This is a genomic window from Ekhidna sp. (genome assembly GCF_039940915.1).
In the GTDB taxonomy this organism is placed as follows: Bacteria; Bacteroidota; Bacteroidia; order Cytophagales; family Cyclobacteriaceae; genus Ekhidna.
This window is the reverse complement of the sequence record NZ_JBDVFO010000002.1, coordinates 802,679-822,462: the sequence shown is the minus strand read 5'-3', so window position 1 is coordinate 822,462 and position 19,784 is coordinate 802,679. Positions and strand designations below refer to the sequence as shown.

The window sequence follows — 19,784 nt, the reverse complement described above, 5'->3', positions numbered from 1 at the left end:
GCCGCTTTTTTCATTCAAATTCATTCTGAAGCAGCTTTAATTCGTCCAGTAATTTCATTTCTTTCTGAATTGCCTTACGGATGGAATAGATAAATATGGCAGCAGCTCCCAGGTAAGAAACATCCATAAGGATGACCTGGATGGTAGTGAAGTAATCACTAAACTCAGGAGTCAACAAATAAAAACCAATCGTGTAAGCGATCAGAATAACAACAGTTATCGGTCCATGGATGCGCTTTCGATAGTTATAGAACTGCAAGGAAGTATCATTTGCAATAGCGACGGATTCGCTCACATCTACATGTGAAGATCGATAAATACTGTAACACTCGATGATGATGCGAATTGCGAGTCCACCGACCATCAAAAAAATACCGATGTGACTCAATGTGTTCTTCAAAGGAGCCACATAAATGAAGAAGGCAGAGATTCCGATCAGCGTGATAGCCAATACTCCAATATTCCCCACATGCATCATTACTGCACTCTTCATCTTCTTTTTGGCTAAGGAGATTAACTCTTTCGAGCTGATCTTTGGTTCGCTAGGCGTGCTTTTCACTGCATCCCACTTGTTTTTTAGACTATCTATTGGATCACTCATTTTCTAATATTTTTTTAAGATTCTTTTTGATTCGATGGATTTTTACCCGCAGGTTCCCTTCACTAATTCCCACGACACTGGCTATCTCTTCATAGTCTAGCTCATCCAGTACCATCACAATGATCAGTCTATCCAATTCACTGAGCTTGCCAATGGCCTGATAGAGTTCTTGATGCGTGTCCTCATAAGCAGACTGATGAGCATTTTCGAGCAGATTGATTTTTGAATCAATGGGTACCTGATTTTTGTGCTTATTGTCCCGAATGAACTTTAAGCAGGTATTTACTGTGATGCGATAGATCCATGTTTTGTAGCTGGAAGCCTCCTTAAATTTGTCAAGAGATTTCCATGTGTTAATGAACGACTCTTGCGCTAGATCTTTCGCTAAGTCTCTATCTCCCTTCATGAACCCCATACACATTTGGTGTACCATGCCATAGTATTCAGCGTGCAGGGATTCGAAGAGGCGGGTGTTACTGGACATTCTTGGCTATGTAATCGTTGATTTTGGCATACAGCCATTCAGGTTGATCAAACATGATGAAATGCTTACTATCATCTGCAAGTTCAATGGTTTTATTTTTCAAGTTAGCATATTGCTTTTCGAATGTTTGCTGAGCCATTTCTCTACTTGGAAAAGTAGCGCCAAGTATGAGTGTTTCAGTAGCAATGTTATTTAGCTGCGGTCGCAGATCGAGTTTCAATAGATCGGTGTACCCGTAGACATACGTCTTACGATCAGCTGCTAAAGACCAGCTGGCTAGCACATCAATTTTCTCCTCAACATTTGTCATATTTCGAGCCATTGATAAAGCCACATTTTTGAATGCATCCTCTGGCATATTCAGCATTTGATTATTGTATGGGCTATCGTATTGCAATGAACTTGCTGGTACTCCTGGCATCATCAGTTCCCGCATACATGGCAGAGATTCTATGATGATTAGTCCGCTTAATTCATTGTCAAAATGAGCAGCCAGGTCAGTAGCGAGATTACCACCCATGCTGTGGCCTATTAAAGTGAGGTTAGTCAACTTTTCTTCTTTGATGTAGTCGATTAGCTTTTGTTTAATGGGGGCATACCAGGGTGTCCCGATAGATTCCATGCCATTAAATCCTGCATAGGAAACCACATGGGTTTCAAAAGTGCCATTCAAATTCTCAATAGTCTCTTCCCAAACTGACCCGGGAGTTGTAAATCCAGGAAGAAAAATGATCGGATTTCCTTTGCCACTTTTTTCTACCTGAATAGGAGATTGGCCAAATGAAAGCTGAATGATAAATACTGCGCTAACTATGAATAATAACTTTTTCATGATCTGTTTTATTAAAATTTTCCCTTTGATCCAATGTTTGGGAAATTGTTACAGACGCATAAAATATTTTCAATCAAGCAGAGGAACTGTTAAGCATGTTCATTTTTCATGATCTTGTGATTGAGACTTTGCATATGATTCAGCCCAGAGTTGAAGGGCTTTCGGTGTAGAATAGAATAGGTTATTGCCATGGTTTGCATTGGGCGTATACATGTGGTGGTACGATTCAATAGTTCCAGTATTCATCAAGCGGATCATGGCATCATATCCAGCTTTCATCTTGTCATTTTCTTCCGTTCCCAGACTAAGGAAAATGAAGTTTCCCGTTGATGAATATGATAATTCTTTTTCGGCCTTTTTAACAGCGAGGGACTCGTCTCTCCAAAAGGCTGGACTAAAGCTAAAATAGGCATCGAAAGAATTTGGCCTCTCTAGATAAGCGTAGAAGGAAAAGAGTCCGCCTCTCGAATGGCCTGCCAACATTTTGTAGCCATTGGTCGGATACCTACCTTCAATGTATGGAGCTACTTCATCTGTGATGAAGCTAAGGAAATGATCTCCTTCACCATATATTTCTCCATCGGTTTCCTGTAAAATGTAGTGAGGTGTAAGGTCACGGTTGCGATTAGTATTGGGAATTCCTACGATGATCATTTCCGGAACTGTGCCGGCCATATTGAGTACCTCCGCAATTCCTGCCATTCTGAAATCCTGAGAAGAGCCATCGAGTACATATAGAACAGGATAGACCTCATCTGGATCATATGCATATGGCAGATGAATGAGAATGTTTCGTTTTTCATTCAATATTTCAGAGTCAATCTCTACCAATGCATCAGCTTCTATTTGCCGCTGCTGTGCGATGACCTCAAATACTGTAAGTACGATTAGTGCTGTGAGTATTGTCGTTATGAGAACGGTTAAAAGTGTTTTTTTCATGACCTTTTTGACGGGCAAGAAAGAATGAAAATGAAGAATACGTTACGCCATTTCTATGTCATGTTGGTGTCATTATAGCAATAGTGGAACCCAGGTGAGGATTTTTGTTCGATTGCTGTTTAACCTCACTGCTGTAATACCAACCAGACTCACATTGATAAGAAGAAGGATCATGTAGGTGATCAATCGGTAAGGGAAATGGCCAATCACACTTTGTCCCGCAATGATGAAGGAGAGTATGTGAATCAAACTGAAAGCAACCAATGTGGCTAGAAGCCATATAATCTGAAAACTCAAGATTCGTCTTCCGATAGTTTTGTATTGACCTTCAACCTTCTTTCTTTTCCAGTAAAATAGCTGAACGAATAGATGTATCAGTGGGGCAATAATTGCGAGTAGGCCAATGGCATTAAGTGTCCGAAGTTCGTTCGAAAAATCGTGATCCTTTTCTTTGATGAGATCGGTCAGATCAAACTCCAGTGTTTCAGCCAGAACCTTCAGGGTATGTCCATGCGGATTAACGCTGCCTTTCTCAATGCGTTGAATGGTCCTGAGAGAAATCCCGGATTTATGTGCCAATTCTTCTTGGGAGAGAAGCTTTTTTTTGCGCTGTTGTACAATGACTTGGCTGATGATTTTCACAATGTAAAGTAAGTGATTACGGAAGCAAAAAGGGGTTAACCTCTGCGCATAAACCACAATGTATAATCTTCAGATTGCTTCCACGTATGGTAGGTACGAAAACCAAAGTGCTCGTAGATATTCTTGTTTCGCTCTACTGAAGTTTCCAGTAAGATTGGGAGTTTTTTTTCTTGTGAGATTTTAAAAATCTCCCTCTTGAGATCATGCACGCCGCCTCGTCCTTTGTTGTTTGGATCGACACCTAAAAACCAGAAATTGAGATGAGGTTCTTTCGAACGGTACTTTTTGAGATATCCTTCACGTTTTAGCACATGAGGAACACGTGAGATACCGATTGCTTTTCGTATGAGAATTAGTTGGTTCCAGTAGGCCTTCATGCTTGATGCTGTGGGTTCTTCAAAACAGATAGCAGCAGCTGATTCATCGTCTGAAAGAAATGCACCATCATTTTCCAACCCTGTTTTTACCGCGTATTCAATGAGCGCTCGGAGGCGCTTTTGTACTTTCTGATCCTGCTTGATTACCCACAATGCGCTTGGATTGGTCTGGAAGGATTGTGTCAGGATGTGAACAGCTTTTGATGCGGAGGAAGAGGTTATGAGTTTCATTAGTGTGACATACAATCTTGTAGGGCTTTCAAGGAATGTTTACACAGTCTTCGATGCTACCTATGTAAACCAAAGATATGTTTAGCGATCCGTAAATCCCCAGTCTGAGTAACCTTAAGGCAGTATGGATATGGCCGGATTTATCTTAAGCATCATTTGTAAGAAAATAGACATTGATCATTATAATCCAATGTTCTCACCCTTAAGATAAATCTTAGAAATAAAAAAGTTTATAGATTGTTGGTTCATAGTCACCAAACAAAATCAAGAAGCAAATGAGAAATCAGTTCATTGTCATATCGGTTATCGTCATCTCGGGAATTTTATTGATTTCATATTTTGTAACTTCCATGCTTTGGTCATTCATCCTAGTAGGGCCTCTCTTTCTAATAGGGCTCAATGATATTCTTCAAAAGAGGCAAGCCATAAGGAGAAATTTCCCTTTGCTAGGCAACCTGAGATACTTATTTGAGAGCATAAGGCCTGAGATTAGTCAGTACTTTATTGAGACCAATTCAAGTGGTGTTCCATTTTCACGAAACGCCCGGTCACTGGTATATCAGCGAGCGAAGAAGGAGCTTTCCACCCTGCCATTCGGAACGCAGAAAGACGTTTATGATGTGGGGTATGAGTGGGTCAATCATTCACTGAGCCCAACCGAAGTGGATCCTAAGACACTGCGAGTCACCATTGGCGGACCAGACTGTAAACAACCTTATGATGCTAGTATTCTCAATATTTCGGCTATGAGCTACGGATCCCTAAGCAAAAACGCAGTGGAGGCCCTCAATAGCGGAGCGAAAATGGGAGGTTTTGCACACAATACGGGTGAAGGTGGGTTGACTCAATATCACCTAAGGAACAACGGAGATATCATCTGGCAAATAGGAACTGGATATTTTGGTGCACGCACCCACGATGGAGATTTTGATCCTGAGCTCTTTAAGGAAAAATCCTGTCATCAAAATGTAAAAATGATAGAAATAAAGCTTTCTCAGGGTGCAAAACCTGGTCATGGAGGGATACTTCCAGGGGAGAAAGTAAACGAGGAGATTGCAGAAATTCGTAATGTACCCGTCGGTAAAACGGTGGCCTCTCCTCCAGGACATTCTGCCTTTAGCACTCCTTTGGAAATGATGGAATATATCAAGCTGCTCAGATCACTTTCTGGAGGTAAACCAATAGGAATAAAACTATGCATAGGGAAAAGAAGGGAGTTTATCTCCATTTGCAAGGCCATGATATTGTCAGGTATACAACCGGACTATGTAGACATTGACGGGAGCGAGGGTGGAACTGGGGCTGCTCCAGTTGAGTATTCTGACCGCATAGGTACGCCGTTGGTGGAAGCGCTTTCATTTGCTCACAATACGTTGGTCGGTTTTAATCTTAGAGATAAAGTGAAGGTGCTTTGCAGCGGAAAAATTATTACCGCATTTGATCTCATAAAAAATATGGCTATTGGTGCAGATGCATGTTATTCCGCCAGAGGAATGATGATGGCTATTGGCTGTATTCAGGCATTGCGATGCAACTCAAACGATTGTCCTACTGGTGTAGCAACCCAAGATCCCCAACTGGTAAAGGGACTGGATGTGAAATACAAAGCTAAGCGTACGGCTAACTTTCACGGGGCTACGATGCATGGCGTAGCTGAGATGCTGGGTTCTATGGGATTGAAGTCTACATCAGAACTGAGGCCTTGGCACAGAATGCGTAGAACTGATTTTACTGAAATTAAGCACTATGGGGAAATATATCCAGCGCTTAAGCCCGGAGATTTGCTCCAAAAAGAGCTACCGGTGGGGTGGGAACGTGCAGTCGTTGCAGCCTCTGCCACCACTTTTAGCAATGTAGATGATGATTGATTGATGGGTTAAAGTGGTAAAGATTTTTCTATTGCCCTGCTTCCAATTCTTTCCATCGCTCATAAGAGATGACGCCATTTTCAGGTCTGGATTCACCAGCTAAAATGCCAATAAATTCAAGTGAATGTCCATCAGGGTCATCAAAATAGATGGAGATGGCCGGCATCCAGGCAAAAACCATGGGTCTTTCGGTACCATCGTTCAAAAAATTGCGACAGGCGAGGTTTCTTTTTTTCAAATAGCCGACCGATTCATTCAATACCCAGTTTGGATCGCATTGAAATGCAAAATGCATGGCATTAATCTGTTCTTTGGGCTTTTCCCACAATCCTAGCATGAATTCTTTCGGCTTGCCAATCCAAAAGAAGGCCGCTCGTCTTTCTTCCTCATAGTAGCATTGTTCTAGCTCCAAGACATTTGAATAGAAGTCAATCGATCGATCCAAATTGGACACATTGAGATGTGTTTCATAGAGCCCTTTGATCATCTTGATTCATGCCTTTTAATAGGTGAGACGCAACAGTTTATTTGTGACAAGAACATTCATGATGCTCATTTAGATACGCAATGGTTTCCTTACAGAGTTTTTCCAAAACAGAGATGTCGATATCAGCAAGCTTCTTCACGTATATGCATGATTTTCCCATTTTGAACTTCCCGAAATCGTTCAAAAGCAGATCACTTTTCTCTGTTTGCGAATAGACATAGAGTGAGAATTGTGCTTTTCGCGGAGAGAAGGCAATGATCGGAGCATCTCCCTCGTGTCCGCTTGCATATTTGTAGTGGTAACCGCCAAACCCAACAATGGTGGGCCCCCACATTTTAGGCTCAAAACCAGACCATTCTTTCATCAAATCAATCAAACGATGGCTGTCTTCCTTTTTTTGATCATTCTCTACATAAGAATTGATAAAATCTTGGACACTTACTTCTGTTTCGATTGTCTTGGCCATATCTTTTTTTGTAAACGTATAATGTAAGATACCTTTTTTCAAAAAAATGCGAAAGTGAAAAGAGGTGCTATCCAGGTTTTGATCTCGAATGGAAATAATTCAAATAATCGTTTGCTAAAAAAGCTTAAACAGCCCTTACCTTCGCAACATGCAACCCATTCTATTCATTGACCGTGACGGCACCATCATCCAGGAGACAGAGGATGAGAAAATCGAAACCATTGAAAAACTGGATTTTTTACCTGAGGCATTGTACTACCTAAAGAAGCTGAAGGATGAAACGAACTTCCTTTTTGTGATGGTTACAAATCAGGATGGACTGGGCACAGATGCTTTTCCTGATCACGAATTTTGGCCAGTACACAACTTCATTATGCGGCTGCTTGAGACCGAAGGAATCCATTTTGATGCAGTGCATATCGATGAGCATTTTGAGAAGGATAATCATCCAAACCGTAAACCAGGCACTGGGATGCTTAATCAATACCTTTCGGGTGATTATGACATGGAAAGCTCCTATGTCCTGGGCGACCGAGCGACTGATGTACAGCTGGCGCGAAACCTGGGATGTAAAGCCATCTATCTGACCTCAGCGTATTCAGATAACGAAACTGAAGCAGCGCTAAAACCAAAGAGCTGGAAGGAGATTTACCAATTTCTAGTTACTAGCAGCTAGTCACTTGAAGCTTAATTTTTAAATTCTATCCCAAGGAATTCCTAGTAGCATGAGTATCAGCGACATTCCAAAGAAAATGGACTGAAAGCGAAATTTTACTTGAGCATCTGTAGTCTTCTTACTGATGGATCTTCCTACCTGGGCAGCTGCTACAGCAAATAGCATCAATGCCAAGTGCTCTACAGACCAGAATCGGGACACTTGATCACTCATGTTGTAGGTGATGAATGGACTATAGATGAAGTAGAGCGCCAATCCAAGCAATAATTGCAAGTGCATCATTCCTACGAAAGCTACTGCAACGATTTTATCAAACTTTGAATATTCGGTGCCTGCAAATAACCCAATAAGCGATTTTATCACGGCAATGACAACAGCAACAAGTATTAACCAGCGTAATCCGGAGTGAAATTGAAGTAGAAATGTGTACATAGTGAGAAATTTTCGTCAAATATAGTAGGAGTGATCCATTGAGAACTCAATTTATTTATCCATTGTCATCAAGGCGCTCATTAGCTTGATTCCATACCATAAATTTCCTATGCGAATATTCTCATCTGCAGCATGTTGATTGTTGTCATGATTGGCAATGGGCAAAATTATGGCTGGTTTTTTTAGTTCATCGGTGAAAAGGTAAAGAGGCAGCGACCCACCGAGTGTAGGTAAAAGAATCAAGTCATCTCCAGCTACATGTTTAGTTCTTTCAATTACCTCCTGAATGATTGGCAAATCCATGGATGTACGGGCAGCGGGGTAGCCGCTTGAGCGTGTGACTTTTGCGATTTTAGGATACTTCAATCGTGTTTCCTGATCTGGGTCTTCTCTGACGATATGAAACCCCTGTTTACGTATGTGTGCTTCCACCAGATTCTTTTGTTTTTCTGGATCACATCCTTTGACCAGCCGCATGCCAATAGCTGCAGTGGCTGTGGCTGGCACCACGTTTCTAGCCAATTTTCCAGTATTTCCACTGCTCAGGCCTTTGATGGTGAGCGAAGGACGGAGAAGTCGTTCGTTGTATGATTCGGTGCCTTCAGGATTGTTGATGCCAAGTTCTTTTTTTAAACCATCGTCAATGGAAGGAATGTTTTGCATAGCTTTTTTTTCCAGCTCACTTAATGGCTCCACATCTTCGTAAAAGCCATCAATGATGATGTTTCCTTCCTCATCTTTCATGCTGGCAATGAGCTCTGAAAGTATTTGCCCGGGTACTGGTGCCCAGTTTCCATAGTGTCCGCTGTGCAGTGGACGATTGGGTCCATAGGTAGTTATTTCCATGCCTGTTACGCCACGTACGCCAAATACCAATTGTGGTCTTCTGGATTGATGTACCGGGCCATCGCAAAACAGCCATAAGTCAATTTCATCAACGAGTGCTCTGTTATCATTCAAGTATTGCTGCAGCTGTCTGGATCCAGCTTCTTCCTGACCTTCAAAGAAGAAGACAAGATTAGATGTGGCTTTGATTTTATTTGTCTGAATCATATCCAATGCCGTAAGTATGGTGATCACAGGTGCCTTATCATCTCCCGCAGATCGTGCGTAGATGCGATGCTCATCGTCGATTTCATCATAGGAGACAGGAAAATCCATTGGCTCGCCACCTTCAAACAAAGCCTTGGAGTAGTAGGTAGGTGTCCATGGGTCGTTAATCCAGTTATTTTTATCGGCAGGCTGACCATCGTAGTGTACATAAAAGGCCAGTGTGCGCTTGGCTCCTTTCACAGGGTAGTATCCGTAAATAATGGGAGGTGTGCCCACTATGCGTAGCAGTTTGGTTTCCACGCCTCTCTTCTTCAATTCAGAAATGATGTGATCCGCATTCTTGTTGATATTCGGTAAATCGTAGGCCACATTCGGGATGGAAAGCAGGTTTTTGAAATCGGTTAAGATTTGTGTGCTGTTTTCTTTGATGTGTTTTTCAGAAAGCTTGTTTATGTCCTGACAGGGAGCGACTAAAGAAAGCAGAATGAATAGTGCAGAAATAATGCGCATCGTTTTTTAAATTTGAGATGTGGCTAAGATCATTAAAATACCTTCCGTTTTTGTATATGATACCAAAGTGGTAGGTGTGTCTAAAGATAATGCAGATGGATCTTCTCGCCAGGAAATCATACGGCGTGAAGTGCTGGAGGATGATAAGCTCAGTTTAGCAGCTGAGCCCACCAACCCGTATGACTCGAATGCCATTCAGGTACTTTCAAAATTTGGCAACCAAATTGGGTATTTGAAAAAGGATATAGCAGAGACCATTTTACCAGCACTGAAAAACAATACAGAGATTCATGTCACCGCGAAGTGGGTGAATGGCGAAAAGATGCTTGGCGTAGGACTGAGGATCGAGTTGGTAAGTTGATGCCTTATACGTCCAAAAAACACCCTTAAGAGCTAGTTGTTGCTAATTAAGCCATGAGGCATTCCTATATTCTTGAGTCCTTGCGGAGGCATCCCTGTTGTACATATTGAGGTGATGCTCATCTAAATACACGTGGCGATATCCAAACAGGTGAAAGATGTCTTTCGCCATAAATCGGGCAATGCGTTTATTTACCCGAAGACCTGATTTATCCTTATCCAGCCACTCCACCCCAGGAAGAAATGTTAATATTCGATCCAATCGGTGCTTTCTCAGAAATTCTGATAGTACAAGGAAAGGCGACCAGATTTCTTTAATTGTAAAGAAGCCGTCGGTGCCTTTGGGTTGATAGAGGGGCATGAAAATTCTTCCATCATCTTTCGCTCTTACCGGATTGTCGTTGCTTTCAGCAAGATGTTGGTTCTGTTTGATGCGTTGGAAATTGTAGAAACCGGGAAGCATCTTAAAATGCTCATCTTCCCTGATGGAATAGTGAAAATAGATTTCATATATGTGCCGGACGTCTCCGACCGTTTTGGCAAGCAAGTCATAATATCGTTGAAATTCGAAATCCTTTTTGTTGAGACAGCCGCAAAATTCGAGTGATAGATAGATAAACGAAACGCAGTTTTCTATGGAGGCCATGTCATCATGTTGGCCTGCTTCAAAACCGAAAGCGACATAACCCAATTCATTGATGTAGCTAAGAATAGGACCATTGAGGTATTCTTCAATGCCAAGGATAATGGGTAGTGGATACTGAATGGTGAAATGTCTATTCAGAAGGCTGTCGTTTACCGTAAGGAACGGCAGGGTTTCGCTGGAAGTGGTATGCATGTCAAAGAAATAGAAAGGGCCTTTTTCCTTCTCTAAAATATCATCCAAAAGCTCATTAATAGCTACCTGCTCTGTCTGATCATGATGGAGCGTGGGTTCGCCTGCTTTAGGTAATTTCACCATTTTCTCAGCTGTCCATAACCGGTTGAGGTCAGCTTTATGATACCGTTCGCCTTGTTTTAGTGCCCAGAGATTCCCTGATATTCCATAGATGGAACCTTTGATGTTTTCTGGTTTTAGTTGTTTTAGCACGTGGTGCAAAGCAAAAACACCTGCTGGCTCATTGCCATGTATGCCACCCATAAAGATCAGTGTGGGGCCAGCAGTTTCACCTTTTATGTGTCCGATGATTCGGTCTACTTCTATGGTTTTGTCCAGTGCTTTACTATGCACTTTTACTTTGGTCATACTGTTTGATGTCTTTGATGGTGACAATGCCGATGAGGTGCTGGTTGTGCACGACTGGGAGGCAGCCGATTTCATTTTGTTTCATTATTTTGATGGCTTCTTTTATTTGCATTTCCGCATGAGCGAGTATTGGATTTTCATTCATAATGTCTCCAACGGTAAGACTATCACTGTGTGGTCCTGTTTTCTGGAAATGCCGCATGTGTGTCCAAGTGAGAATGCCGCATATTTGTCCATTTGCGCATTCTACAGGAAGGTGATGAATATCCTTCCATTGCATCAGTTGGGTAGCCAACTCTGCGAGATCATCGGTTTTTACGGTAAACAAACGGGTAGACATGATATGACCTACCTGTGAGGCGTGCTCGTGTGTATTAGACACATTGGGTACGTTTGGCCACTCATGAATCGGGGTATCTTTCTGCTGGTTTTCGTACATGCTTTTCGTTAAGGCCAACAGTGCATCATCTTTACGAGTGGTTCTTTTCAGCCTTCTGTAATTTGTAATGGACCATTGTGCCCCTGTTTGTTTAATGGCTCGCTGATCAATGACCTCTAGTAAACGAGAGGCTGTTTCAGCGTCCACCTGGGCATTTGCCAGTCCTTCATACGCTAAGGGCAATAATTCTCGAGTAATTAGATCTTTGACCGATACAAAACGGTCTTTCCATTTTAGGACAGATTGTTTTCCTGTTCTTGCGGCTTTGATGAAGTTGGCTTTAACATCCTGAAAGTCCATTTGATTGGTGATATCGCCGTAGGTGGTAGATCTACCTTTCATCAGACCTACCCAAAAAGCAAAGTTGGCCATCTCGTCGATGATGGTTGGGCCAGCAGGGATGTATCTGTTTTCTATGCGCAGGTGAGCTGCTGTAGCTGTGGCACCATAGCATGCTCGATTCCAGCGATAAATGGTGCCATTATGGGTGTTGAGCGCTTCCAGCTTGGGTATTTTACCATTTTTAAGGTCTTTTAGCGAATCGTGACTGATGGGCTTTGAAAGAATGATTTTATGTTGAGCAATATCATTTTTATAGATGTCCGCTACAGTTCCATATTCCCAGTCTTCCCCAAAACTGACCCTGGAAGTTTGATCCTTTAATGCATATGTAGAGTTTCGAGTATCTATACTTTGTTGAAATAGCGCGATTCTGGTTTCGCTCCAAAGTTCTCTGCCTAGCAGGAGGGGAGAGTTGGCACAAATCCCCAGGACAGGACCTGATATGGCTTGGGCCCAGTTGTAGCTATCTACAAAGTCTTCCGGGTTTACTTGCAGGTGTAATTGAAAGCTCGTGTTGCAAGCTTCCATCAATACTGAGTCATGGGTGATGGATAATTCGTCTACCCCCTTGATGTGTAGTTGAAAATCAGAACCTCGCATTCCTTTCACCATTTCATTCAGAGACCAATACCTTGGCCTGGGCGTCATGTACTCCAATGAGAGTTCGGTCTTGCTTATGGTGGGAAGAATACCTGTCAATAGCAGATGTGTTTCTCTTTCTTTTGCTTTGTCCTCTGCTCTTTTCAGAAGGACCCGCAACTGTGTTTCAATTTCATTGAAACATTTTCCTTTGAGTTCTACAGGATCGAGATTGAGTTCGAGGTTGAACCTTGCCAGCTCGTTAGTGAAATGAGTGTCATCAATGGCTTTAAGTATTTCGTCTGCATTCTTTTCTGGTCTCCAGTTTTTTGAAATCAAACAGAATTCCTGTTCAGCTCCAATCCGACTAATACCTGATTCGATCTGATTTTTTTCAAGCATGAGTTCAAGACATTTCACATCATTTAGCAGGTGCTTGATGAATTGATTTTTCACAGCTTTTTTAGAAGCGGACTTAACCCCAAGATCTCCCATAATCGAAAATTTTAATTCGATAAAGATTGGCGATTCATTGACCATTCAGAATGATGAATGACAGGTCCATAAATGACTTGGGTCAAGGTCATTGTTATAGTCTTCGATGCGAAATTGCAGTCCTAGGTTTAGTTAATGCTAGGAGTATTATTTTTAAAATAAACCTGAATGCTTGCCAACTAATCATACAAATAATAGACTAAAATTATCGCCAACATGTTGTACAATCCATGTGCAATAATTGGTGCGGTAAGCCTTCTTGTTGTTATAAATAAAAGCGTGTAAGCTAAGGTTGGAATAGTGATATCAATCAACGCAATTTGATTGGAAGGAAGATGTCCTGCAATGAAGAAAATAATTGATAAAAAAGAAGCGAAATAAAGACCTATTTTTGGATTGTAAAAGACTTCTTTTAAGGCGTTAATGAAATAGCCTCGATTAAAAATTTCTTCAGTGATTCCACCACCTATTACACCTAGGGCGATATATGATAATAATGCAATAATTCCTCCCTTTTGCATGTCTATCATAGCGGCAACATCTGGGCGTTCTACCCCACCCGTATTTGGTATGATAATCAGGAATTGAAGAGCAGTCCAACTTAGACCGACTGCTACACCGATCCAAAGATCACTTGCCTTGAATTTCATCCCGATGAAGTCTAATTTATGTCCGACTTTACTTAAAGCGAATTTAACGAGAAGTGTAACGGTGAGGAATTGAAATAGAGCTGTATAGAATAGATTAATTCCATTTAGTCCGCCATTCCATTTTGTAATTCCGAAGAATAAATTGGGGAATATAAATAGGAGGTAACCAGCTATAAATGTGAAGATGAAGAATAGGATTTTTCTCTTTCTGCTGTATTTTTCCATGATCAGGTTTATGTAGCTGATGGACATACCTCTGAAAATGTTACAGCTTACGCATAGGAGTTAATATCGGGCTTTATTGATTGAATAATTACCATAAGTAAGTTTAATCAAAATGCTGAATTACAGGTATTTAAAATAATATTTGATTAAATACTAAAATAATTAGTATTTCAACTCAATGCAGTCTTATACACTTCAAGGCACCTCTCCCTTGCAGCTTTATGATCTATGATTGGATTGGGGTAATACTTAGTATCTATTTCAGGTATCCACCGGTTGATGTACTTACGGTCTTTATCAAATTTATCTGTCTGCGAGTAAGGGTTGAAAATCCGAAAATACGGCTGTGCATCTACTCCTGTTCCAGCTGCCCATTGCCATCCGCCATTGTTGCTGGCCAGCTCAAAGTCGAACAATTTCTCTGCGAAGTATGCTTCTCCCCATCGCCAATCGATGAGTAAATGTTTAGTTAGAAAACTTGCAACAATCATGCGAACGCGGTTGTGCATAAAGCCAGTTTGATTGAGCTCGCGCATGCCTGCATCAACGACGGGATATCCGGTTTTTCCTTGCTTCCATTTTTCAAATTCTTCCTCATTATTTCGCCATTTTATGTCGTCATATTTCTTATTGAAGTTGGAGTCAATTACCTGTGGAAAATGCCATAAAATAGCTTGATAAAAATCACGCCAAATCAGCTCATTTAAATACTTTTCATTGAGTGTATTTGCTCGCTTTACAAGTGAGCGAATACTGACTGTCCCGAAGCGCAAATGAAGGCTCATTCTGCTCGTTCCTTTGACTGCTGGAAGGTCTCTGGTTTCGTCATATTTTCCAACCACTTTTTCATCCAATTCACGAGAGGGAAATTCGATTTCTGTGGGCTCAAATCCTAACTCCTTTAGCGATGGAATTTCTCGTGCTTCTGACCTTGACCAGTTGGAGTAATTTTCAGATTTACATGAAGTGATATGTTCTTCGAGTAGGGACTTTTTCCACAACTTGCTGTAGGGAGTGAACACGACATAGGGGTCTCCATTGTCCTTGACGATTTCATCTTTCTCAAAAATGACATGGTCTTTTTTTGCCTTAAACTCGATGCCTCTTTCGTTTAGGAAATCGTAAACTTCCTTGTCTCGTTCGCGTGCATATGGTTCATAGTCGCGGTTCGCCCAGACAGCTTTTACATCATAGTCATTGATCAGTGATTTCCATATTTCTATCGGATTTCCCATTCGCACATCGAGGGTACCACCATGTGCTGAAATCTCATTTTGAAGACGTGTTATCTCTTGATGAATGAACTCAACACGTGCATCTTTTTTCGGAAGTTCTTCTAAAATTTGCGTGTCAAAAATGAAGATAGGCTGGACAGGATTTTCTTCCTGAAGCGCATGATAGAGACTGCAATTGTCTTCCAGGCGAAGGTCTCTTCTGAACCAAAATAGTGTGACTTGAGGTTTGGTCATTTTATGATTTTTATCTCTTGATTATTGAATCTTTTCATTGATTAGAATCTGGAAAAAAGTTCGGAATGCTTACGCTTTATAGGCTATAATATTCTTTGCCATGTTTCTAAATATGGGGCCATGCAAAGGGAGCACCAGGAACCAGTAGAGTCTTCCCCAGACACCTAGCGGTCGAAAGGTAGCAGTCTGAATCAGGCTGTGTTCTTTACCGGATGATTTGATTTTGAATTCCAGCCAGGCATCACCCGGCAGTTTCATCTCAGCAAATAGCAACAAGTGAGATTCTTTTTTATTAGCATACAATACACGCCAGAAATCCAGCGCATCACCTCCTTTTAAATCGTTGGGGCTTCTGCGTCCTCTTCGCAGACCTACACCCCCAACCAGTTTGTCTAAAAACCCTCTTATCTTCCAGAGAAAGTTCCCATAATACCATCCACGCTCACCCCCAATGGCCCAGATATTTTCAATCACGTCTTTGGGATTTCGCTCAAAAGCATAAGATTGAGTGTCTTTGAAACAACCGTGCTTTGGTACCTCTACTTGTTGCAAAAACGCATTATTGAAGTTTGGACTGGCAATTGAATCCTTCCAGCTACTTACAATCTGCTTTTGGTTGATCTTCTTGAACGTACGTTCAAGTGATTCCTTATAGGAAAGCTTTTTGATGGAAACGACTTCATCAATGGAGCCATCCTTTGCGATAACTTCATTTTTCATACTATCTACCAGGTTTCTGGCCAGGCGATAGGAGGTGGAGGTAACTAAGTAGAGCCAAAGTGAGGATAAGCGAATGGTAAGAACAGGAACTGTAAGTATGTATCGTTTTAACCCTCTTACTTCACCAAACTGTAAAAGCATTTGCTTGTATGTAAGAATATCTTTACCACCTATGTCAAAAATCTGATTGGAGGCTTTTTGATTTCCAAGAACGCCTACTAGATACTCAATTACATTATATATCCCAATGGGCTGGCACTTGCTATTGAGCCATTTGGGAGCGATCATGATCGGTAGCTTTTCTACTATGTCACGGATGATTTCAAATGATGCCCCTCCAGAACCAATAATAATCGCAGATCGAAGAACAGTCAACGGTACATCAGTTTCTTTCAAAATGTTCTCGACGTTTTGTCGGGAAGATAAATGATCTGAGAGTTTGGTATCATTGGCTATGCCGCCCAGATAGATGATCTGTTGCGCATTGGATTCAGAGACATATGCTTTGAAATTATTTGCAGTAATGGCTTCCAGCTGGCTAAACTCCTTGCTGTTAGAGGTAAGTGAGTGGATGAGATAGTATGCGGCATCAATGTCTTTTGGAAGACGCGTGAGGCTTTCTTTGTCTAGAAAATCACATTCTATGACCTCTATGGACTTCAGAAACTGGTCATCAAAGTCCTCAAAATCGAAACGTCGCATATCGCGAACAGGGCATACGACAGAGTGTCCAGCTTGCACCAAGTCAGGGAGCAGACGACGCCCAATATAACCCGTCGAGCCTGTGAGTAATAGTTTCATTAAAGTGGTCTTATAGATGACATACCTCCGTCCAAACCTATGATCTGCCCTGTCATCCAGCTGGAATCATTCGAGAGAAGAAAGGTAGCCAATTTCGCCACCTCTTCTGCTGTTCCCACCCGATTTAGCGCATGTCGTTTTCCCGAAGCCTCTTTTTTTTCCTCTGAAGAGAGTATTCGACTTGCAAGAGGCGTGTCAGTTACAGATGGAGCAATACAGTTTACACGCACCTTGGGAGCAAGCTCCGCGGCAAGTGACCGTGTCAAACCTTCCAGTGCACCTTTACTTACTGCTACCGAAGCATGAAACGGCATACCTTGCTGCACTGCTACAGTACTAAAAAAGACAATGGATGCATTACCATGGTTTTTCATTTGTTTTACAAAGTGTTGCAATGTTTTGATTGCTCCTTTTACATTGACTTCAAAGTCTTGCTGAAAATCTGCTAGTTTCAAACCGTGGAAAGGCTTAAGATTTATTGATCCAGGGCAATACGCAAATCCATCAATGGAATCTACAGTGATTTCAGGCATTAATTCGGATGTTATATCAAACGAAATGTGCTTAACGTTGCTAAGAGTATCTAGATTCCCTTTGCTTCTTGAAAGTACAATTACCTTGTTCCCTGATTCTGAGAGTTGTTTTGTTATCTCAAATCCGATGCCTGAGCTACCACCAACGATGATATAATTCTTATTCATGGACTATTAACTCATGCATTCGGTGAAAGTTTAGGACGGGCAAGAATTGTTGCTAAGGGTAGGGTGAACAGTTGCTCTTTGCGTTTCAGATTAAACCAATTAACATTCACATGCAAAGATTTACTGCCGCCATATTTATGCTCGCTAGCCTGTTTCTCATTAACTGTAAAAATGATGAACCTGTTGAACCATCTGATGACGAAAACCATGAGCCGCTGACGACCGAATTGAGAACCTTCATATTTGGTCACAGCCTGATTGTACATGATCCACCTTTGATTCCCACCCCGAGCGATGAAACTTCTGTACCTCACTGGATGGCTTCTTTAGCAAATCATGCCAATTTTGATTTTGCGGTCGCAGGCCAGTACGGATTTTTGCAGCAGCATGATGATCTTCCACCTATCGCACAATGGGGATTTGATATTGCAGAACCTGCCTGGGATTCCGATAACGAATCTTTTGCAGATGCCGATTTTAACACCGTTCTACTCACACCAGCTAACTTCATTCAATATCAGCCTTCTGATGAAAACTATTTCAATGGTGATGTATCACCCGTTGGAGCTACGCTAACGATTCATGATTGGGTGAAGGAACAAGAACCAGAAATTACCTTTTATGTGTATGAAAACTGGCCAGATATGGCACCTTTTATTGGAGGACAATTTCCACCAACTGAGGAAGAATTGGCCGCTTATCATGAAAACACACAAGGAGAATTTCATGAGTGGTGGATCGATTATCACGATCATTTGGTGACAGCCAGACCTGAAGATGATATCAGAATGATTCCTGTAGGACCTATCATTGGCAAAATTCTTACGGAAACAGAGCTTGCGAGTATTCCATTCGCTGAATTGTACGAGGATGACGCTCCACATGGAAGGCCAACAATCTATTTTCTGGCAGGATTAATTACCTATATGGCAATGTACGGTACGGAATCACCTGCAGACTATGTTATTCCAAATACGGTACATGAACTTGTTTCTACTCATTACCAGGAGGTTGTATCACTCATTTGGGAGGAGTTAAATGCTTTCGATTTTGATAACGGTGAAAGTAGGGTATGGTAAAGACGTCTGGGTTTGAGTCTTAAAAGAAAGCAGCTGAGGTAAGCAATGTGCGAAGCTCAGCTCTTCTGCTTAAGAATACTTGGAATGATTCCACTCCAGCCTGACTAAAGTTAGGATAATGATCATTTCGATCACAAAATAGCTCAGTCCCAGAAAAGTCAAACTTTCAAAAAATGAAATGATTAAGCCAAGAGTGAGTAAGCAATAGCAGGTGTTTATCACAGCAATGATTCTGAGGTATTTCTTATCGGATGACTTGAGATAATAGCAGGTTAAGGAATAGGCGGCAAAAAGTAGCGCCAAACAAGCCAATAGGTATAAAATTGCCGGGGGCATACCGATGATGTCTTTTAGTCTGACCAGGATAACTCCTAGGAAAACCGTAGAAACCAGCGCTCCAAGACCATCCATGAAGAAAAGTTGTTTGGTGCTGAATTTCGAGGTATTGTTAAAAACCATTTGAATTAATAGACATTGAGCGTGTGCATGCCTTCTTCCGGAAAGGTAACACTTGCAAACCCATTTGGTGTTTGAATGGCCCTAATTTCAGCTTTCATGATCCATTCACCTTTTCCGAATCGATCTTTCTCCAGTTGAATTTCACGAGCTTTTCCATTTTTAAACTTGGGGCGAGCGTTTTCGTTGCTTCGATCTATGCCATTTGACCAAACTTCGTTGGCATACCATCCCGTATGATTCCACCATAATTCACTTAGCGGGTTATCTGGTCTGGGAGCGCCTTCTTTTAAGTACCATTCACCAAGTTGCGCTGAAACGTGGATGTTTAGGGTATCTGCAAGGTTGGGCGTCAGAAGTTTCAAATCCATCGTTCCAAAGCTATTTTCTGGATAATCATATGCGAGCCAGACAAAGTATTCATCTTGATAGAAGTATAGGTTGACTCCATCCATGAGATTGATTGGTTCTACGCCCAGTCGGAGGAAGTCAGCAATATTTCCATCCACCATTGGAGGTTTCGGTTTTTTTGATTGCTGGCAAGAAAAAAGAGCCATGGCCAACACGACGGCTGAAATGATTGATTTGAAATGCATACGATTAAGTTTGTTCTCCATCGGAAAC

At 41.6% G+C, this 19,784-nt stretch carries 22 protein-coding genes; 4 read left to right on the top strand and 18 right to left on the bottom strand.

The annotated features are described in order from the left end of the window. Positions 1-10: 10 nt before the first annotated feature. From ABJF57_RS08755 to ABJF57_RS08730, 6 genes are all read right to left on the bottom strand, one after another. Complete coding sequence (locus ABJF57_RS08755; protein WP_462234352.1) at positions 11-601, bottom strand: hypothetical protein; 591 nt, start codon at positions 599-601, stop codon at positions 11-13. Further along, a complete protein-coding gene (locus tag ABJF57_RS08750) occupies positions 594-1,085 on the bottom strand; it encodes an RNA polymerase sigma factor (protein WP_462234350.1) in 492 nt (163 codons plus the stop codon). The genes ABJF57_RS08755 and ABJF57_RS08750 overlap by 8 nt, the downstream gene beginning before the upstream one ends. Further along, positions 1,075-1,917, bottom strand: coding sequence for an alpha/beta fold hydrolase (locus ABJF57_RS08745; protein WP_462234348.1), 843 nt, complete (start codon positions 1,915-1,917; stop codon positions 1,075-1,077). The genes ABJF57_RS08750 and ABJF57_RS08745 overlap by 11 nt, the downstream gene beginning before the upstream one ends. 99 nt (positions 1,918-2,016) lie before the next feature. Further along, entirely contained in the window at positions 2,017-2,856 is an 840-nt protein-coding gene (locus ABJF57_RS08740; RefSeq protein ID WP_462234347.1) for an alpha/beta hydrolase, read from the bottom strand. Between the two features lie 72 nt (positions 2,857-2,928). Continuing rightward, entirely contained in the window at positions 2,929-3,498 is a 570-nt protein-coding gene (locus tag ABJF57_RS08735) for a helix-turn-helix domain-containing protein (protein ID WP_462234345.1), read from the bottom strand. A gap of 35 nt (positions 3,499-3,533) precedes the next feature. Then, a complete protein-coding gene (locus ABJF57_RS08730) occupies positions 3,534-4,106 on the bottom strand; it encodes a hypothetical protein (protein ID WP_462234343.1) in 573 nt (190 codons plus the stop codon). A 275-nt stretch (positions 4,107-4,381) separates the two neighbouring features. Between ABJF57_RS08730 and ABJF57_RS08725 the strand changes: the two genes are divergently transcribed. Then, positions 4,382-5,974: an FMN-binding glutamate synthase family protein gene (locus ABJF57_RS08725; protein ID WP_462234342.1), complete on the top strand. Its 1,593-nt coding sequence runs from the start codon at positions 4,382-4,384 to the stop codon at positions 5,972-5,974. A gap of 28 nt (positions 5,975-6,002) precedes the next feature. Here the strand turns inward: ABJF57_RS08725 and ABJF57_RS08720 are convergent, their stop codons facing one another. Together ABJF57_RS08720 and ABJF57_RS08715 are read right to left on the bottom strand one after the other, a co-directional pair. Then, complete coding sequence (locus ABJF57_RS08720; RefSeq protein ID WP_462234340.1) at positions 6,003-6,461, bottom strand: VOC family protein; 459 nt, start codon at positions 6,459-6,461, stop codon at positions 6,003-6,005. 37 nt (positions 6,462-6,498) lie between these two features. Further along, positions 6,499-6,927 (bottom strand): DUF1801 domain-containing protein, encoded by a 429-nt coding sequence (locus tag ABJF57_RS08715; RefSeq protein ID WP_462234338.1) that lies wholly within the window; start codon positions 6,925-6,927, stop codon positions 6,499-6,501. A gap of 148 nt (positions 6,928-7,075) precedes the next feature. Here ABJF57_RS08715 and hisB point away from each other — a divergent pair, with 148 nt between their 5' ends. Further along, entirely contained in the window at positions 7,076-7,603 is a 528-nt protein-coding gene (hisB, locus tag ABJF57_RS08710) for a histidinol-phosphatase (protein ID WP_462234336.1), read from the top strand. 18 nt (positions 7,604-7,621) lie between these two features. Here the strand turns inward: hisB and ABJF57_RS08705 are convergent, their stop codons facing one another. After that, a complete protein-coding gene (locus tag ABJF57_RS08705) occupies positions 7,622-8,035 on the bottom strand; it encodes a cytochrome B (RefSeq protein ID WP_462234334.1) in 414 nt (137 codons plus the stop codon). 51 nt (positions 8,036-8,086) lie between these two features. Further along, entirely contained in the window at positions 8,087-9,598 is a 1,512-nt protein-coding gene (locus tag ABJF57_RS08700; RefSeq protein ID WP_462234332.1) for a M20/M25/M40 family metallo-hydrolase, read from the bottom strand. A 19-nt stretch (positions 9,599-9,617) separates the two neighbouring features. On the opposite strand from ABJF57_RS08700, the gene ABJF57_RS08695 reads away from it, so the two are divergent. Next, positions 9,618-9,959 carry an HIRAN domain-containing protein gene (locus tag ABJF57_RS08695; protein ID WP_462234330.1) on the top strand — a complete coding sequence of 114 codons (342 nt, stop codon included), beginning with the start codon at positions 9,618-9,620 and terminating at the stop codon, positions 9,957-9,959. A gap of 42 nt (positions 9,960-10,001) precedes the next feature. On the opposite strand, the gene ABJF57_RS08690 is transcribed toward ABJF57_RS08695, so the two are convergent. From ABJF57_RS08690 to ABJF57_RS08665, 6 genes are all read right to left on the bottom strand, one after another. Continuing rightward, complete coding sequence (locus ABJF57_RS08690) at positions 10,002-11,204, bottom strand: succinylglutamate desuccinylase/aspartoacylase family protein (protein WP_462234328.1); 1,203 nt, start codon at positions 11,202-11,204, stop codon at positions 10,002-10,004. Beyond that, positions 11,182-13,059 (bottom strand): CBS domain-containing protein, encoded by a 1,878-nt coding sequence (locus ABJF57_RS08685; protein ID WP_462234327.1) that lies wholly within the window; start codon positions 13,057-13,059, stop codon positions 11,182-11,184. The genes ABJF57_RS08690 and ABJF57_RS08685 overlap by 23 nt, the downstream gene beginning before the upstream one ends. A gap of 179 nt (positions 13,060-13,238) precedes the next feature. Next, positions 13,239-13,961, bottom strand: coding sequence for a CPBP family intramembrane glutamic endopeptidase (locus ABJF57_RS08680; protein ID WP_462234325.1), 723 nt, complete (start codon positions 13,959-13,961; stop codon positions 13,239-13,241). 143 nt (positions 13,962-14,104) lie between these two features. Beyond that, positions 14,105-15,403 carry a cryptochrome/photolyase family protein gene (locus ABJF57_RS08675; RefSeq protein ID WP_462234323.1) on the bottom strand — a complete coding sequence of 433 codons (1,299 nt, stop codon included), beginning with the start codon at positions 15,401-15,403 and terminating at the stop codon, positions 14,105-14,107. Between the two features lie 69 nt (positions 15,404-15,472). Beyond that, entirely contained in the window at positions 15,473-16,924 is a 1,452-nt protein-coding gene (locus ABJF57_RS08670; protein ID WP_462234321.1) for an SDR family oxidoreductase, read from the bottom strand. Then, on the bottom strand, positions 16,924-17,625 hold the full coding sequence (locus ABJF57_RS08665) for an SDR family NAD(P)-dependent oxidoreductase (protein ID WP_462234319.1): 702 nt from the start codon (positions 17,623-17,625) through the stop codon (positions 16,924-16,926). Before ABJF57_RS08665 ends, ABJF57_RS08670 begins: the two co-directional genes overlap by 1 nt. A 110-nt stretch (positions 17,626-17,735) precedes the next feature. Here ABJF57_RS08665 and ABJF57_RS08660 point away from each other — a divergent pair, with 110 nt between their 5' ends. Continuing rightward, the gene (locus ABJF57_RS08660; protein ID WP_462234317.1) at positions 17,736-18,704 is read left to right on the top strand and encodes a hypothetical protein; all 969 of its coding nucleotides are present in this window, start codon (positions 17,736-17,738) and stop codon (positions 18,702-18,704) included. Between the two features lie 69 nt (positions 18,705-18,773). Here ABJF57_RS08660 and ABJF57_RS08655 read toward each other — a convergent pair whose 3' ends face one another. Both ABJF57_RS08655 and ABJF57_RS08650 read right to left on the bottom strand, forming a co-directional pair. Next, positions 18,774-19,115, bottom strand: a complete 342-nt coding sequence (locus ABJF57_RS08655; RefSeq protein ID WP_462234315.1) for a hypothetical protein — start codon at positions 19,113-19,115, stop codon at positions 18,774-18,776. 53 nt (positions 19,116-19,168) lie between these two features. After that, complete coding sequence (locus ABJF57_RS08650) at positions 19,169-19,777, bottom strand: hypothetical protein (protein WP_462245079.1); 609 nt, start codon at positions 19,775-19,777, stop codon at positions 19,169-19,171. Positions 19,778-19,784 lie beyond the last annotated feature (7 nt).

Bases quoted from the DNA above. Each gene is read 5' to 3' on its own strand.
- ABJF57_RS08665 (WP_462234319.1), bottom strand. From the start codon at position 17,625: ATGAATAAGAATTATATCATCGTTGGTGGTAGCTCAGGCATCGGATTT.
- ABJF57_RS08660 (WP_462234317.1), top strand. From the start codon at position 17,736: ATGCAAAGATTTACTGCCGCCATATTTATGCTCGCTAGCCTGTTTCTC.
- ABJF57_RS08685 (WP_462234327.1), bottom strand. From the start codon at position 13,059: ATGGGAGATCTTGGGGTTAAGTCCGCTTCTAAAAAAGCTGTGAAAAAT.
- ABJF57_RS08705 (WP_462234334.1), bottom strand. From the start codon at position 8,035: ATGTACACATTTCTACTTCAATTTCACTCCGGATTACGCTGGTTAATA.
- ABJF57_RS08730 (WP_462234343.1), bottom strand. From the start codon at position 4,106: ATGAAACTCATAACCTCTTCCTCCGCATCAAAAGCTGTTCACATCCTG.
- ABJF57_RS08745 (WP_462234348.1), bottom strand. From the start codon at position 1,917: ATGAAAAAGTTATTATTCATAGTTAGCGCAGTATTTATCATTCAGCTT.
- ABJF57_RS08670 (WP_462234321.1), bottom strand. From the start codon at position 16,924: ATGAAACTATTACTCACAGGCTCGACGGGTTATATTGGGCGTCGTCTG.
- ABJF57_RS08650 (WP_462245079.1), bottom strand. From the start codon at position 19,777: ATGGAGAACAAACTTAATCGTATGCATTTCAAATCAATCATTTCAGCC.
- ABJF57_RS08750 (WP_462234350.1), bottom strand. From the start codon at position 1,085: ATGTCCAGTAACACCCGCCTCTTCGAATCCCTGCACGCTGAATACTAT.
- ABJF57_RS08755 (WP_462234352.1), bottom strand. From the start codon at position 601: ATGAGTGATCCAATAGATAGTCTAAAAAACAAGTGGGATGCAGTGAAA.
- ABJF57_RS08675 (WP_462234323.1), bottom strand. From the start codon at position 15,403: ATGACCAAACCTCAAGTCACACTATTTTGGTTCAGAAGAGACCTTCGC.
- ABJF57_RS08715 (WP_462234338.1), bottom strand. From the start codon at position 6,927: ATGGCCAAGACAATCGAAACAGAAGTAAGTGTCCAAGATTTTATCAAT.
- ABJF57_RS08720 (WP_462234340.1), bottom strand. From the start codon at position 6,461: ATGATCAAAGGGCTCTATGAAACACATCTCAATGTGTCCAATTTGGAT.
- ABJF57_RS08725 (WP_462234342.1), top strand. From the start codon at position 4,382: ATGAGAAATCAGTTCATTGTCATATCGGTTATCGTCATCTCGGGAATT.
- ABJF57_RS08700 (WP_462234332.1), bottom strand. From the start codon at position 9,598: ATGCGCATTATTTCTGCACTATTCATTCTGCTTTCTTTAGTCGCTCCC.
- hisB (WP_462234336.1), top strand. From the start codon at position 7,076: ATGCAACCCATTCTATTCATTGACCGTGACGGCACCATCATCCAGGAG.
- ABJF57_RS08655 (WP_462234315.1), bottom strand. From the start codon at position 19,115: ATGGATGGTCTTGGAGCGCTGGTTTCTACGGTTTTCCTAGGAGTTATC.
- ABJF57_RS08740 (WP_462234347.1), bottom strand. From the start codon at position 2,856: ATGAAAAAAACACTTTTAACCGTTCTCATAACGACAATACTCACAGCA.
- ABJF57_RS08690 (WP_462234328.1), bottom strand. From the start codon at position 11,204: ATGACCAAAGTAAAAGTGCATAGTAAAGCACTGGACAAAACCATAGAA.
- ABJF57_RS08680 (WP_462234325.1), bottom strand. From the start codon at position 13,961: ATGTCCATCAGCTACATAAACCTGATCATGGAAAAATACAGCAGAAAG.